This window comes from Streptomyces sp. NPDC059850 (genome assembly GCF_042731515.1).
Classification (GTDB): domain Bacteria; phylum Actinomycetota; class Actinomycetes; order Streptomycetales; family Streptomycetaceae; genus Streptomyces.
Genome location: NZ_JBHWJI010000086.1, coordinates 14,727 through 30,050, shown reverse-complemented (window position 1 = coordinate 30,050; position 15,324 = coordinate 14,727). Strand labels below are relative to the sequence as shown.

General features: G+C 71.8%; 11 protein-coding genes and 1 riboswitch. Of the genes, 5 read left to right on the top strand and 6 right to left on the bottom strand.

What is annotated here, in order from left to right; genetic code table 11:
• Positions 1–191: 191 nt before the first annotated feature.
• From ACFV9T_RS40075 to ACFV9T_RS40055, 5 genes are all read right to left on the bottom strand, one after another.
• Positions 192–1,961 carry an ABC transporter substrate-binding protein gene (locus ACFV9T_RS40075; protein WP_385448082.1) on the bottom strand — a complete coding sequence of 590 codons (1,770 nt, stop codon included), beginning with the start codon at positions 1,959–1,961 and terminating at the stop codon, positions 192–194.
• 86 nt (positions 1,962–2,047) lie between these two features.
• Positions 2,048–3,052, bottom strand: coding sequence for an ABC transporter permease (locus ACFV9T_RS40070; protein ID WP_385448079.1), 1,005 nt, complete (start codon positions 3,050–3,052; stop codon positions 2,048–2,050).
• Between the two features lie 324 nt (positions 3,053–3,376).
• Positions 3,377–4,135 carry an enhanced serine sensitivity protein SseB C-terminal domain-containing protein gene (locus ACFV9T_RS40065; protein ID WP_385448077.1) on the bottom strand — a complete coding sequence of 253 codons (759 nt, stop codon included), beginning with the start codon at positions 4,133–4,135 and terminating at the stop codon, positions 3,377–3,379.
• A gap of 154 nt (positions 4,136–4,289) precedes the next feature.
• Entirely contained in the window at positions 4,290–5,087 is a 798-nt protein-coding gene (locus ACFV9T_RS40060) for an enhanced serine sensitivity protein SseB (RefSeq protein WP_385448075.1), read from the bottom strand.
• A gap of 143 nt (positions 5,088–5,230) precedes the next feature.
• Complete coding sequence (locus ACFV9T_RS40055; protein WP_385448073.1) at positions 5,231–5,935, bottom strand: AAA family ATPase; 705 nt, start codon at positions 5,933–5,935, stop codon at positions 5,231–5,233.
• 163 nt (positions 5,936–6,098) lie between these two features.
• A riboswitch (glycine riboswitch) is annotated at positions 6,099–6,213 on the top strand.
• 211 nt (positions 6,214–6,424) lie between these two features.
• Here ACFV9T_RS40055 and gcvT point away from each other — a divergent pair.
• From gcvT to ACFV9T_RS40030, 5 genes are all read left to right on the top strand, one after another.
• A complete protein-coding gene (gene gcvT / locus ACFV9T_RS40050) occupies positions 6,425–7,552 on the top strand; it encodes a glycine cleavage system aminomethyltransferase GcvT (protein WP_385448071.1) in 1,128 nt (375 codons plus the stop codon).
• 91 nt (positions 7,553–7,643) lie between these two features.
• Complete coding sequence (gcvH, locus tag ACFV9T_RS40045; protein ID WP_385448068.1) at positions 7,644–8,024, top strand: glycine cleavage system protein GcvH; 381 nt, start codon at positions 7,644–7,646, stop codon at positions 8,022–8,024.
• A gap of 24 nt (positions 8,025–8,048) precedes the next feature.
• Positions 8,049–9,314 carry a serine hydroxymethyltransferase gene (gene glyA, locus ACFV9T_RS40040; RefSeq protein WP_385448066.1) on the top strand — a complete coding sequence of 422 codons (1,266 nt, stop codon included), beginning with the start codon at positions 8,049–8,051 and terminating at the stop codon, positions 9,312–9,314.
• A 201-nt stretch (positions 9,315–9,515) separates the two neighbouring features.
• Complete coding sequence (locus ACFV9T_RS40035; RefSeq protein WP_385448064.1) at positions 9,516–10,904, top strand: L-serine ammonia-lyase; 1,389 nt, start codon at positions 9,516–9,518, stop codon at positions 10,902–10,904.
• A 17-nt stretch (positions 10,905–10,921) separates the two neighbouring features.
• Positions 10,922–12,604 (top strand): hypothetical protein, encoded by a 1,683-nt coding sequence (locus tag ACFV9T_RS40030; protein WP_385448062.1) that lies wholly within the window; start codon positions 10,922–10,924, stop codon positions 12,602–12,604.
• Between the two features lie 556 nt (positions 12,605–13,160).
• Here the strand turns inward: ACFV9T_RS40030 and ACFV9T_RS40025 are convergent.
• Entirely contained in the window at positions 13,161–15,263 is a 2,103-nt protein-coding gene (locus ACFV9T_RS40025) for an ATP-binding protein (protein WP_385448060.1), read from the bottom strand.
• Positions 15,264–15,324 lie beyond the last annotated feature (61 nt).

Here is a 15,324-nt window from a genome sequence, read left to right as displayed (position 1 = left end):
GTCACCCCACCAAGAACAAGCCGGCGGGCTAACACGCGCCGGATAACAAAACCCCCCCGGGGGCGGGCCCGGGGGGGGGGGCGCCACCCCGGGTGCCCGGGGGCCCCGCCCCCGCCACGCGTGGCCATCACCTGCCCTTCGGGCCTATCGGATGAAGCGACGGTGGGGGTGGGGTGGCTGGTGGCCGACCGTCACTTGACGACCCCGAGGGACACGTAGTCGTACCGGCCGTTGTAGGCCGCCGCCGAGTAGGCGTTGGTCAGCCGCGAGCTGCGCCAGGTGATGTTCTTCTCGTACAGGAACGGCATCGACACGGCCAGGTCGGCGACCTTGTGGTTCATGTCCGCGTACAGCTCACCGGCCTTGGCGGGGTCGGTCTCCTTGAGCGCGTCGTCGAAGTCCTTGTTGATCGCCTCGTCGTTGGTCTCGGAGACGTTGTAGTTACCGGTCTGCTCGATGAAGCGGCCGTCGTACAGCGGGCGGGAGAAGCCCTGGCCGGTCGGGAAGTCGGGGCCCCAGCCGGTCATGCTCATGCCGTAGCCGCGCTTGTGCATCACGGACGGGGAGCCGGTGATGCTGGCGGACGAGGCGCCCTCGATCTCGTTGATGTCGAGCTTGATGCCGACCTTGTTCAGCGACTCCTGGAGCGCCTCGGCGGCGGCCGTCTCGTTGGGCTGGTCGACCCGGGAGACGATCTTGGCGGAGAAGCCGTTCGGCTTGCCGCACTCCTTCAGCTCGGACTTGGCCTTGGCCAGGTCCGCCTTGCCCTTGCGCTTCAGGACGCCGTACGGGTCGTAGTCGTCCGAGCCCTTGACGCTCTTGGGGAGCATGTTGGGCGCGATGTCACCACCGGCCTGCGGGCCGCCGCGGGTGGTCTGCAGCTGGGTGTAGTCGGTCGCGTAGAAGACCGCCTTGCGGCAGTGGATGTTGTCGAACGGCTTCACCTTGGTGACGAGGTCGACGTACCGGACGAAGCTCGTCTCGATGTTGTCGACGTTGCCCTTGTGCTCCTTGAGCGCGGCGGCGCGGCCGGACTGGCTCATGCCGGTGGCGCTGAGGAAGACGTCGTAGTCGCCCTTGATGAGCAGCTTGTCGATCGCCTCCAGGTTGGAGTTGAAGGTGACCGTGACCTGGTCCGGCAGGGCCGCGCGGATCGGGTCGGACGACTTCTTCCACTTGTCGTTGCGCACCAGGGCCAGGCTCTTGCCCGGGGTGTACGACTTGAGCTTGTACGGGCCGGAGGAGAACGGCCGGTTGGTGTACTGCGCGCCGGTGTCCTTCTCCTGCTTGACCGGGGAGCCGGTGGGCATCGCGAGCATCTGCTCGAAGTCACCGTTGGGCTGGTCGAGGCGGAAGACGATGGTCTTGTCGTCCGGCGTCTCGATCGTCTTCAGCCCGAGCTTGTCCTTGGACTTGTCCTTGTACGGGCCCTTGTACTCGCCCTTGGGGTCGAGGACCTGGCGCAGATAGCCGGGGCCGCCGGAGACGACGTCCTTGGCCCAGATGCGCTCGATGCCGTACTTGATGTCCTTGGAGGTGATGGCCGAGCCGTCCTCCCAGGTGATCCCGTCGCGGAGGGTGTACGTGTACGTCTTGCCGCCGTCGGTGATCTTGCCGGTGGAGGTGGCCAGGTCGGGGACCAGCTCGTTGGAGGCGTTGCCCGGCTTGGGCGCGTAGGTGATGAGTTGACGCGAGTAGAACCGGGCGAAGTCCCAGGCGAAGCCGTAGTACTGGCGCTGCGGGTCGAGCGAGTCGAAGTTCTGCTTGTTGACGAACTTCAGCGTGCCGCCCTTCTTGGTGGACTCGTTGGCGACGCCCTTCATCCCCGCGTTGAATCCGGCACCCGAGCCTTTCTCGTCGTCGCTGCCGCCACCGCACCCGGCGACGGTGGCGAGCAGGGCGCAGACGACAGCCGTCGCGCCGACGATCCGGCTGCTTCTCGACGAACGTAGGGATTTCATGGGTCCTGCAACCTCCGGGATAGCGGTACGTGGCATGGCGCGGGTAAAGCTTCGGGGTGCCGCCTGAGCTGCGCGGCCGGGGCGCCTCATCGGGTGCCCTTGGGGTCGAGGGCGTCGCGGACGCCGTCGCCGAACAGGTTGAAGGCCAGCACGGTGATGAAGATCGCCGCACCCGGGATGATCATGAACATGGGATCGTCCTCGTAGGTGCCCACCGCCTTGGAGAGCATCTGCCCCCAGGACGCGGTCGGCGGTTTCACGCCCGCCCCCAGGAAGCTGAGGGCCGCCTCGGTGAGGATGTTGGTGGGGATCATCAGCGTCGCGTAGACGGTGATCGGCGCCACCAGGTTGGGCAGCAGTTCCCGGAAGAGGATGTAGCGGCGGCCGGCGCCGAGGCTGCGCGCGGCCTCCACGTACTCCTTCTCGCGCAGCGACAGCGTCTGGCCACGCACGATGCGGCCGACGTACGGCCAGCCGAAGAAGCCGATGACCGAGACCAGTACCGCGATGCGCACCCCGCTGCCGGTCAGGCCCAGCAGGTCGTTCGGGAGCACCGAGACCAGGGAGATGATGAACAGCAGCTGCGGGAAGGCCAGCAGCATGTCCATCACCCGGCTGATCGCCGAGTCCACCCAGCCACCGAAATATCCGGCGATGATGCCGAAAACGGTCCCGAGGACGACGGCGACCAGGGCGGCGAGGAAGGCCACCAGCAGCGAGATCCGGGCGCCGTAGACGACCCGGCTGAACACGTCACGGCCGTTCGAGGGCTCGACGCCGAAGAGGAAGTCCGAACTGATGCCGCCCAGGCTGCCCTTGGGGGTGCCGAAGAGCGGGTCGATCTCCTCCTGGTGGAACTCGTTGGGCGGGTGGCCCAGCAGGCTCACGATCAGCGGCGCGAAGATCGCCACTAGCACGAGAAAGACGACCACGACCCCGCCAGCAAGCGCCAACTTGTCGCGTTTGAGGCGTCTCCAGGCGATCTGTCGCAGCGATCTTCCCTCGACCGACGCCTTGACCACATCCGCCGCTACATCGGCAGTCGCGACCGGCTCTGCGTCGGCGCTCGTGCCGTGCAATGGTGCCGTCATCGTGGTGGGGACCCCTCTCGACCGGCGGTGACCGGTCCACGGCTCGCCGCTGTGGCGGCTTAAGTTCACAAGGTGATCGAAAGGGGTCGTTATGCGGAACCGCTCCCCTTGGAGCGGGAGTCTTCATCGCGTTTGTGATCACCCGCCAGTACCCACGGGCAATGGATGCCTAACCGTGATGTGCGGTAAGCGGTTCCGGTATACGGACAGTTGTGACACGAGAACGCATCAGTAACAACCGCCCCACCGCGGGCAGTTCGCAGGTGGGGCGGTATGGGAGGCGGATTCAGGCCACGGTGTCAGTACGCATGGCGCGCCATGGGCTCAGTACGCGTGGCGCGGCGGCGGGTAGCCGTACCCGTACGACGGGGGCGGCGCGGCCGGGGGCGGCGCGGCGGCGTGGGCGTCACGGTCGAAGAACGGGCGGGCGTGGGCCCGCATCCACATCGCCACCGGGTCGTGCACGTCCGACAGCTCGACCGTCGAGACCGGCAGCCCCTCGGGCACCACGCCGACCGACTGCTGCATCATCAGCCGCACCGATTCCACGGCCTGCTGGCTGTTGTCGTACAGATCCAGCCCGATGGCCAGATACGGGGCGCCCAGCGCGGGCTGCACCCAGGCGCGGCGCAGCGAGCGCACCGCGGCGGTGCGGTGCGCGTTCTGCCCCAGCAGGGCGTAGAACTGGGGGATCTCGATGGCCGGTTCGGTCAGCCGCAGCGGACCGGCGGGCAGCCGGTCAAGACCGCCCGCGATGCGCCGCAGATCGAGCCAGGGGATGCCGACGCCGCCGCCGTGGGCGTGCGGGTTGAGCCACAGGCCGTAGTGGTCGCGGTAGAGCGAGTCGGCGATCCGCCGCGCGTCCACCACCTCATGCGCGCGATTCCAGCCACTGGCGGCGAGTTCCTGGGCGGAGGTCACACACGGCGCGTAGCCGTGGCCTTCCATGTCCATGTTCCCGTACTGGGCGTCGGGAGCGCCGGGAGCGCCGTTCCACAGCAGCATCCAGACCTGGCCCTCGGCGAGGGCGTGCAGCAGCGCCTCGTAGGCGTCGTACCGGCCGGGAGCTACCTGCTGCAGCATCCGCTCGACCTGACCGGCAGCCGCCCCCCAATCCGCGCCCGCGCTCACCTGGGTCCGCCCCTCTCTCGGCCTTGCCCGCACTCACCGGGACGCGCGCCGCCCCGTCTGGTCATCCAACCAGCTTACGGGCCCCGGTGGCCGTCCCCGGGGTGCGTCACAGGTCACGGTCGTAGAACGGCCGTACGCGCTCCAGCATCCAAGTGGCCACCGGGTCACCCTGCGCGACGTCCAGCGCGACGAGCTGAACGGTCCACGGGACCGGCACCGCGCCGAGCGCCCGGCCGAGCGCCTCCACCGCGAGGGCCTGCCCCTCCGGGCCCGGCGCGTCCAGCTGCACCCCGACGAACAGCGCAGGCTGATCACCCTCGACGCTGGCCAGCGCGCGCCGCGCGGTGCGTACCCCGGACTCCGCCCCGAACTCGATCCCGGCGGCGGCCAGGAAGTCGACCGGCTCCTGCTGCCAGTCGGGCTCGAACAGCCGCACCCTGCCGCCGCGCGCCGGGCCGTCCAGCTCGCTGCGCCCGGCCTTGCACAGCTCCTCGACCGCGGCCGGCGGCAGCGGGACGCCGACCGGCCCGTCCGCGTTCACAGCGATGCCGAGCTGCGGCGGCAGCCCGCGGGCGAACTCGACGGCCGGGGCGACCGTGAACGACATATGGCCGCCGACGATCTGCAGGAACTGCTGCTCGGAGCTGAAGACCGGCACGTACGCCTGGCCCTCGATCTCCACGGTGGGCAGATCGAGGGTGCGGCTGTCGGGGCCGCCGCCGTTCGGCAGCGGGATCCAGACATGGGCGCGGGCGAGCGTCTCGACGATCCGCGCCCCGGCTCCCGGAACCCCGATCGAGGCGGCGAGCACCTCTTCCAGCTCATTGGCGGGGAACGCGGGATAAGCGCCGTCGGGAAATCCTCCGTGAGCGGGGGTTATGCCCTGGTGCTCCGGAATACTCATCTTCGTCCCAACCGCCATCTCGTCCGACCTGCACCAGCACCCTAACGGCTGTGCGGCGGAAGGCCATGGGCCGCCCGGGCATCTCCACAGCACTTCCTCACACGGCGGTTCCGCACACGGCGGTTCCGCACACAGTGGGGCGGTCACTCGAAGGAGATGCCCCGCAGCATGCTCGCGGTTGCCCGGTCGAGCAGCACGGCGGAAGCGCAGCCCTCGGGCGGCTGTCCGCCCTCCACCCGCGCCACCAGCCGCCCCATCGCCCGCAGGTGCCGCCCGAAGGCGAAGCCGGAGACTCCCCGGCCGCGCGCGGCCTGGCCCTCCAGGGCGACCGCGGGGTCCACGTCCAGCAGCACCAGATGCAGGCCACGGCCGGTGCGCCGGGCGTCCCGGGCCAGCCAGCGGCGCACCCAGGGCTGCGAGCCGCAGTCGTGGACGACGACGCTCGCGCCCGAGCCGAGCGCCCGGCGCAGCCCCGCGTAGTGGGCGCAGCGGACCAGCGGCCGGTAGACGGCGTACGGCAGCCAGCCGGGCATGCGTCTTTCCCAGGCCTCCCGGGTGCGCTGCGAGTCCACCCGCGCCACGGCCGTCCCGCTCGGGTCGTGGTCGGGGACCACCCGGTTGATCAGGGTCGACTTGCCGCTGCCGGGCAGTCCGGAGGCGATGATCAGGTCGCGCGCCGGGTAGTGCAGCTCGGCCCCCACTCCGCCGCGCAGGTCGTGCACGGGGGCGCGGCGGCCCGGTCTGACCGGGCCGCCGGACGTGCCGTCCGGCGCGCCGTCTGACGGCGTCCGCTCCTGCCGCGCGGGCAGGGTTCCTCGGGTTGTCGCGTATGTTCCCTGCCCGTGCACCGTGATCGTCCTCCAAGGTCGGTCAAGCGGCTCCGTACCCCGAGAGTGTCAAGAAAAGGTAATGCCCATCAAGGAGGCCCGTGCGCGATGCCGCTCACAGATCGGGGGTTCCGTTCTGGAGCGGACGTGCGATGATGTCCGCTCCAACTGCATACCGGCCGCTTGAATCCGCGCGGGAGAGTTCTCGGGCACCGGCGAATCCGCCGGGTCTCCGTCCGAGGCGCCGAAGGAGCAAGTCCTCCCTTGAATCTCTCAGGCCCCGATACCGCACGGATGAGGCAGATCTGAAAAGCGGGCCACTTCAGGTGGCCCCACCCAAGGTGCAAGCCGGACCAGCCCGCCGCGCGGGAAGGTCACGGCGAACCTCTCAGGTTCCGATGACAGATGGGGAGGACGCGTGTGCCGTCCTTGTCGTCCCCTCCGGCCCGCCCGTCCCGTCATCGCCGACATCGCTGTGATCGCCGCGATCATGCCCCTGGGAGCTGAACCATGACCGACGCCCCGCCCACGCCCCGCCGCACCGCGCTGGACGCGGTCCACCGTGCGCTCGGCGCCACCATGACCGACTTCGCGGGCTGGGACATGCCGCTGCGGTACGCGAGCGAGCGCGACGAGCACACCGCGGTGCGCACCCGCGCCGGGCTCTTCGACCTCTCCCACATGGGTGAGATCGCTCTCACCGGGCCGCAGGCCGCGGACGCCCTCGACTACGCCCTGGTCGGCCAGCTCTCGGCGGTCGCCGTGGGCCGCGCCCGCTACACCATGATCTGCGACAGCGAGGGCGGCATCCTCGACGACCTGATCGTCTACCGGCTCGCCGAGCAGGAGTTCCTGGTCGTGGCCAACGCCTCGAACGCCCAGGTGGTGCTGGACGCGCTGACCGAGCGCGCCACCGGCTTCGACGCCGCCGTACGGGACGACCGCGACGCGTACGCGCTGATCGCCGTCCAGGGGCCGCAGTCCCCCGGGATCCTCAAGGGGCTGACCGACGCCGACCTGGACGGGCTGAAGTACTACGCCGGGCTGCCGGGCACCGTCGCGGGTGTGTCCGCCCTGATCGCCCGCACCGGCTACACCGGGGAGGACGGCTTCGAGCTGTTCGTCGCGCCGGACGACGCCGAGCGGGTCTGGCAGGCGCTGACCGAGGCGGGCGCCCCGGTGGGCCTGGTGGCGTGCGGGCTGTCCTGCCGGGACACGCTGCGCCTGGAGGCCGGGATGCCGCTGTACGGGAACGAGCTGACCACCGACACGACCCCGTTCGACGCGGGGCTCGGCCGGGTCGTGAAGTTCCAGAAGGCCGGTGACTTCGTCGGCCGCGGGCCGCTGGAGGCCGCCGCGCGCGAGGCCGAGGCCCGGCCGCCGCGCACCCTGGTCGGCCTGGTCGCCGAGGGCCGCCGGGTGCCGCGCGCCGGATACGCCGTGCTGGGCCCGGGTGGCACCGAGATCGGCCGGGTCACCTCGGGCGCCCCGTCCCCGACGCTGGGGAAGCCGGTCGCCATGGCGTACGTCGACGCGGAGCACGCCGCGCCCGGCAGCCCGGGCGTGACGGTGGACATCCGCGGTACCCGGGAGCCGTACGAGGTCGTCGCGCTCCCCTTCTACCGCCGCGAGCGCTGAAACCTCCCGCGCGCCGCCTCTCACTACTGATCCGTCCCACCGCTTAAGACCCGTTTCCCAAGCACTCCCCCCTATCCAGGAGAATCGGACCATGAGCAACCCCCAGCAGCTGCGCTACAGCAAGGAGCACGAGTGGCTGTCGGCCGCCGACCAGGACGGCGTGTCGACGATCGGCATCACCGAACACGCGGCCAACGCGCTCGGCGATGTCGTGTACGTCCAGCTCCCGGATGTCGGCTCCACCGTCGCCGCCGGTGAAACCTGCGGTGAGCTGGAATCCACGAAGTCGGTCAGCGACCTGTACGCGCCGGTCTCCGGTGAGGTCACCGAGATCAACGAGGACGTGGTGAACGACCCGGCGCTGGTGAATTCCGCCCCCTTCGAGGGCGGCTGGCTGTTCAAGGTGAAGGTGACGGACGAGCCGGACGGCCTGCTCTCCGCCGAGGAATACGCCGCCTTCTCCGGAAACTGACCCTCTTCTTCGATCGGGACCCAGATGTCGCTTCTCAACAGCTCCCTGCACGAGCTCGACCCGGACGTCGCCGCTGCTGTCGACGCCGAACTCCACCGCCAGCAGTCCACCCTCGAAATGATCGCCTCGGAGAACTTCGCTCCGGCCGCCGTCATGGAGGCCCAGGGCTCGGTCCTGACCAACAAGTACGCCGAGGGCTACCCCGGCCGCCGCTACTACGGCGGCTGTGAGCACGTCGACGTGGTCGAGCAGATCGCCATCGACCGCGTCAAGGAGCTTTTCGGCGCCGAGGCCGCCAACGTCCAGCCGCACTCCGGTGCCCAGGCGAACGCGGCCGCGATGTTCGCGCTGCTCCAGCCCGGCGACACCATCCTGGGGCTGAACCTGGCGCATGGTGGGCACCTCACCCACGGCATGAAGATCAACTTCTCCGGCAAGCTCTACAACGTGGTGCCCTACCACGTGGACGCCGAGACCGGTCTGGTCGACATGGACGAGGTCGAGCGGCTCGCCAAGGAGCACCGTCCCAAGCTGGTCATCGCGGGCTGGTCGGCGTACCCGCGCCAGCTGGACTTCGCCGCGTTCCGCCGGATCGCGGACGAGGTCGGCGCGTACCTGATGGTCGACATGGCCCACTTCGCGGGCCTCGTCGCGGCCGGGCTCCACCCCTCCCCCGTGCCGCACGCCCACGTCGTGACCACCACCACCCACAAGACCCTGGGCGGTCCGCGCGGTGGCGTGATCCTCTCCACCGCCGAGCTGGCCAAGAAGATCAACTCCGCGGTCTTCCCGGGTCAGCAGGGCGGCCCGCTGGAGCACGTCATCGCGGCCAAGGCGGTGTCCTTCAAGGTCGCGGCCGGTTCCTCCTTCAAGGAGCGCCAGGAGCGCACGGTCGAGGGTGCCCGGATCCTCGCCGACCGGCTGACCCAGGCCGACGTCGGCGAGGTGGGCGTCTCCGTCCTCTCCGGCGGCACCGACGTGCACCTCGTCCTGGTCGACCTGCGCAACTCCGAGCTGGACGGCAAGCAGGCCGAGGACCGGCTCCACGAGGTCGGCATCACGGTCAACCGCAACGCCATCCCGAACGACCCGCGGCCCCCGATGGTCACCTCGGGTCTGCGCATCGGCACCCCGGCGCTGGCCACCCGCGGCTTCACCGCCGAGGACTTCCGCGAGGTCGCGGACATCATCGCCGAGGCGCTCAAGCCGTCGTACGACGCCAAGGCGCTGGGCGCGCGGGTCACCGCCCTCGCCGACAAGCACCCGCTGTACCCGCACCTCTCGAAGTAACCGCCGGTCCCGGCCTCCAGGCCTCCTGGAGCCCGGACCCCCCGGCCGGTCCCGGCCGGATCCTGGGCGGCGCGCTCACCCCGCGCGCCGCCCAGGGGGCGCACCCACCCCGCGCGCCCCTGGAGGTGCGCCCACCCCGGCGCGCCGCCGCACCGCACCACCCCGCACGCGCCCCCCACGTGCAGACGAAGGAGTCCCCCGGTGGCCATCTCGGTATTCGATCTCTTCTCGATCGGCATCGGCCCGTCCAGCTCGCACACGGTCGGCCCGATGCGGGCGGCACGGATGTTCGTCCTCCGGTTGAAGAACGAGGGCCTGCTCGCCCCCACCGCCTCCGTACGCGCCGAACTCTTCGGCTCCCTCGGCGCCACCGGCCACGGCCACGGCACCCCCAAGGCCGTCCTGCTCGGCCTGGAAGGCCACTCGCCGCGCTCCGTCGACGTCGAGTCCGCCGACGGCGAGGTGGAGCGCATCCGCACCACCAAGCGGCTGCGGCTGCTCGCCGCCGAGATGGAGGGCGGCCACGGCCACGAGATCGACTTCGACGAGTCGGACGAGCTGATCCTGCACCGCCGCCGCTCCCTGCCGTACCACGCCAACGGCATGACCCTCTTCGCGTACGACGAGACCGGCCACCCGCTGCTGGAGAAGACCTACTACTCGGTCGGCGGCGGCTTCGTCGTCGACGAGGACGCGGTCGGCGAGGACCGCATCAAGCTGGACGACACCGTCCTCAAGTACTCCTTCCGCACCGGCGACGAACTCCTGCGGCTCTCCCGCGAGTCCGGCCTGTCCATCGCCGCCCTGATGCTGGAGAACGAGAAGGCCTGGCGCACGGAGGACGAGATCCGCGCGGGCCTGCTGGAGATCTGGCAGGTCATGGAGGGCTGCGTCGCCCGTGGCCTGGGCCAGGAGGGCATCCTGCCCGGCGGCCTCAAGGTCCGCCGCCGCGCCGCCAACGCCGCCCGCGCCCTGCGCTCCGAGGGCGACGCGGCCGCCCGCGCGATGGAGTGGACCACGCTGTACGCCATGGCGGTCAACGAGGAGAACGCGGCCGGGGGTCGGGTCGTCACCGCCCCGACGAACGGCGCCGCCGGGATCATCCCGGCCGTCCTCCACTACTACACCCGCTTCGTGCCGGGCGCCGACGAGGAAGGCATCATCCGCTTCCTCCTCGCGGCCGGTGCCATCGGCATGCTCTTCAAGGAGAACGCGTCGATTTCTGGGGCCGAGGTCGGCTGCCAGGGCGAGGTCGGCTCCGCCTGCTCCATGGCCGCCGGTGGCCTCGCCGAGGTGCTGGGCGGCAGCCCCGAGCAGGTCGAGAACGCCGCCGAGATCGGCATGGAACACAACCTCGGGCTGACCTGCGACCCCATCGGCGGCCTCGTCCAGATCCCCTGCATCGAGCGCAACGGCATGGCGGCGGTGAAGGCCGTCACCGCCGCGCGGATGGCGCTGCGCGGCGACGGCCGCCACCATGTCTCCCTCGACAAGGTCATCAAGACCATGAAGGACACCGGCGCCGACATGAAGGTCAAGTACAAGGAGACGGCGCGGGGCGGGCTCGCGGTCAACGTCATCGAGTGCTGACGCGGAGGGGGTGACCGGTGACGTCGGCTGATCCCCCGGCCCTACGGGTCCCGGTCGGGGAGGACGCGGAGCGCTGGACCAGCCGCGCGGCCAGCCGCCGCGTCCTGCTCGTCGTGCACAACGTCACCTCGGCCGGGCGGCTGCTGGACGTACTGCCGCTGTTCCACGACGACTTCCGGGTGCAGCTCCTGGTCACCTCGACGGAGTCGTCCGCCTTCCAGGGCGGAGTGCGGGAGCTGTTCGCGGACTTGGGCCTGCCGGTGCTGCCGTGGGCGCAGGCGCTGGCGACACCGGTGGATCTGGCCGTCTCCGCCAGCTTCGGCGGCCAGCTCAGCGCTCTGCACGGCAAGCTGACCGTCTTGTCGCACGGCGTCGGCTACACGAAGCGGCTTTCCGCGCCCGGGGACGAGAGTGGCCAGCCGACCTTCGGCCTCTCACCGGAGTGGCTGCTGGAGGACGGGCGACCGTTCGTGGACGGGCTCGTCCTGTCCCACCCCGAGCAGCTGGAGCGGCTGCGGCGGGTCTGCCCCGAGGCCGAGGCCGCGTCCGTACTGGCCGGGGACCCCTGCTTCGACCGCATGCTGGCCGCCGTGCCGTATCGGGAGCGGTTCCGGCGCGCCCTGGGCGTACGCCGGGGTCAGCGCCTCGTCGTCCTGAACTCCACCTGGAACCCGGAGGGGTTCTTCGGCAACGGCGGCGACCAGGACGTCCTGCCCGGACTGCTCCCCCGGCTCGCCGCCGAACTGCCCGCCGACGACTACCGGCTGGCGGCCGTGCTGCACCCCAACATCTGGTACGGCCACGGGCCCGGCCAGCTCCGCGTCTGGCTGGACCGCGCCCTGCGCAGCGGGCTCACCCTGGTCGACCCCGCGCACGCGTGGCGGCAGGCGCTGCTGGCCGCCGATGCGGTGGTGGGGGACTTCGGGGCGGTCTCGTACTACGCCGCTGCGCTGGGCACCCCGGTCCTGCTGGCCTCCGCCGAGCAGGACCGCCTGGATCCGGAGGCGCCGCTGGCAACGTTCGTCCGGAACGCCCCACGCCTGGATCCGCACGCCCCGCTGCGGTCCCAAGTGGAGGGCCTGTTGGCGCGCCACCGTCCGGCCCCAGGCCCCGCCTCCTTCACCACATCCGCCCCGGGCGCGTCGGCGGCGTTGCTGCGGCGCCACTTCTACGCCCTGATGGACCTCCCCGAGCCTCCGTCCCCCGCCCTCCTGGAACCCCTCCCCCTGCCCCCGTACGTCCCGCCGCGTCGTACGGCACCCCTGAACGTCCGTACGCGTGTGAGCGGCGCCGACGTCTGGCTCGAACGCACCACGGGCCACCCGTACGACGCTGTGGGCGACGCCCACCTGGCCGTCCACGAGGACACCCGCGACCCTGGTGATCTCGTGCGGGCCGACGTGATCGTGCGCGAGGGCCCACCGGACGATCCGCGCGTGGGCGGCGCGGAGGGCTGGACGGCGGAGGTGCTGCGCCGGTACCCGCACTGCGCGGTGGCGGCGTACGTGAGCGGCCCGGACACGTGCACGGTCCGCACCCGGGACCTAGGCGTGCTCCACCTCGCGGGCACGGAGACCGACCCGGCGGCCTACGCGTCGTCGCTGCACGCGTGGCTGGCGGCCGGTGACGGGCCACTGCCGGTGACCCTGCGGGTGCGGGTGGCGGGCGGAGTACACGAGGTGCGGGTGGCACGGGCGTGAGGGGTGGTGGGTGCCGGGTGCGGGGCCTCCGGGGCAGGGTCCTGGACTCGTATATTTACGGCGCCGCTGCTGTGGAACGTGGGGTGGGCCGGAAGTCCACGGCGCCACAAATACACGTCGTCGTCCAGGCCCCCACCCCTCCGACCCCACCCCCTCCCGCCGATGGCCCAGACCCCCGGCCCAGCCCAGGTTCGCCCGGTGGCGGGCGACCGGCCGGGGGTGGGATGCGCCCCCGCCCCTCCCGCCGGTGGTCCCGGCCCCAGCCCGGCCCCCCGTTCGCCCAGTGGTCGGGCGCCGGACGGACGTGGGAACGCCCCCGCCGCCATGCGGCAGCGGCCCCCGGTTCGATTCCCACGTTGTGGGCAATCGTCCCGCTGGGGGGCACCTCCCAGCGGTAGCTGGGGGAGGGACGGGTGGGCACAACCCACCCACCGGCCCGCACCCGGCCGCGAAACCCCAACCAGGCCCGGGGCCCGGGGTACCCCCGGTTTCGGGAAGGGGCGGGTCAGGGGAGTACCCCCCCCACCCACCGTCAGACGGCCGCCGGGCCCAGCCGTTACGCCCCGCAGCGCTCCCGCAAACCGGCAAGGTAAGCCAGATGCGGAGCAGCCCGCTCCGGGGCGAGAAGCCGCTCCGCCTCGGTGATCTTCGTCAGGGCGGCGGCGTCGTCCCCGGCGTCATGCAGGGTCTCGGCGAGGTCGGTAAGCGTACGGGCCAAGTTGTAGGCCTCGCCCTGCTCCGCGAAGAAGTCCCGCGCGACTTCCAGCCGGTTGACGGACTCCGTCAGCTCCCCGGCACCGCGCAAGGCACGCCCCTGATGGCGTTGGATCAGGGCAAGGGCGCGCGGGAGATCCCGGGCGCCCTCCTCGCCGGGACCGATCCGCCCATAGACCCGCTCCGCCTCGCCGAACCGCTCGTACGCCTCGTCCCACCGCCACTGGTACAGGCACAGCAACCCCAGCATCTCCACAGACGAGGCCTCGCCCCGGACATGCCCCGCCGCCCGCTCGCAGGAGACGGCAGCGCGCACCGCGCCCTCGGCCTGCTCCCACTGCCGCAGCTCGCCCAGGCAGTGGCCGAGCTGGAAGTGCAGGGCACCCGCGAGGCGGGTGCCGGGGTGGTGCTCGTCGGCGCAGCGGGCCGCGATGCGGAGGGCGGGCAGCGTGTCGTCCCAGTACCCAGCCTTCAGCTGCAGGGGCCACAGCGCGCGGGCCAGCCACAGCGCCGTGTCGATGTGCCCGTACTCCTCGGCCACGGAGACCGCCCGGACCAGGTTGCCCGCCTCGGCGAGCAGCGCCGTCATGCCCTCGGACTCGTTCGCGTACGGGCTCGCCCCGTCCAGTACGCACTCGGTCCGCCAGCTCTGCGACAGGGCAGCGCGCGCGGCGTGCAGGGCCTGGTGCAGCAGCCCGTCGAGCACCCGGGACACGGCCGCAGCGCACTCCGCGATCCCGTGCTCCGGTCCCGCGGCGTCGGCCAGATAACGGCGCACCTCGGGCCGGAAGCGGTAGCGGCCGTCCCCGACCGGCTCCAGCAACTGCACATCCGCCGCCTCGGTGAGCATCCGGGCGGCGTCCTCCCGGGCGACGCCCGCGGCCTCCCCGGCCAGCCGGGCGTCGAACGCGGGCCAGCCGCCCAGCGCGGTCAACCGGCACAGCCGGGCCGCCTCCGGGCGGAGGCGGCGGCAGGCGTCCTGGGCCATGCCGCGCACCGGATGCGGGTCCGTCACGTCGGCGAGGGGCTGTTCGCCGGTGAGCAGGCGCACCGCCGCGGCTTTCAGCGCGAAGGCGTTGCCCGCGCAGCCGTCGAGCAGGGCGGGCATGTGCGGCTTGGCCCGCGCGACCGGCTCCGGCCCCGCCACCTTGCGCAGCAGTTCCACCGCGTCCCGGTCCTTGAGCGGAGGTACGGCGATCCGCTCGGCCTCCAGCAGGAACGCCGGGCCGGACGCGACCACCAGCAGGAACACCTCCGGGGTGGCCGGGATGAGGCCGCGCACCTGGGCGACGGAGGAGGCGTGGTCGATGACCACCAGCGCCCGGCGGCCAGCCGTCAGCCGCCGGTACGTCTCTTCGCGCCCCACCTCCGTGGGCGGCATGAGACCGGGCTCGAGGCCCATCTGGCGCAGCAGGCGCTCCAGGACGGCGGCGGGTTCCAGTCCGTTGTCGGCGGCGGTGTCGCGGGCGTCGACGTAGAACTGCCCGTCGGGGTACCGCGCGATCCGGTCGGCGCCCCAGTGCAGCGCCACCGCGCTGGTGCCGATGCCGGGCGGCCCGTACAGCAGCGCGACCCGGGGCCGCCCGGCGGCGGCGCGGGTCGCCTCGCGCCTCAGCTGCTTCAGGACGGCCTGACGGTCGGTGAAGTCCCGCGTGGCGGGCGGCAGTCCCACGCCCGGCCGCAGGGCGGCCACCTCCGGCAGGCTCCGTACGAGCCGGGCGAACTCGTCGCCATACCGTGGATCCTCGGCCAGCCTCGGCTGCATCTGACGCGCCAGCAGCTCCCACCCCTCCGGGGTGCTCGGCAGCGGCGCCTCCCGCCCCAGGGTCCGCCGCACCAGCGCGCCCGTCGATACGAGCACCTGCTTGCCGACCTCTCCGGCGGCGCCGTTGCCCACCGCCGCGAGGAACGCGGTGAGCGCACTCACCGTCACGATCTCGAACACACCAGCCCCTCCCATGGCCCCGGCCCGGTCCCTGGCAGGACTGTATCCCCGCACGGGCGAT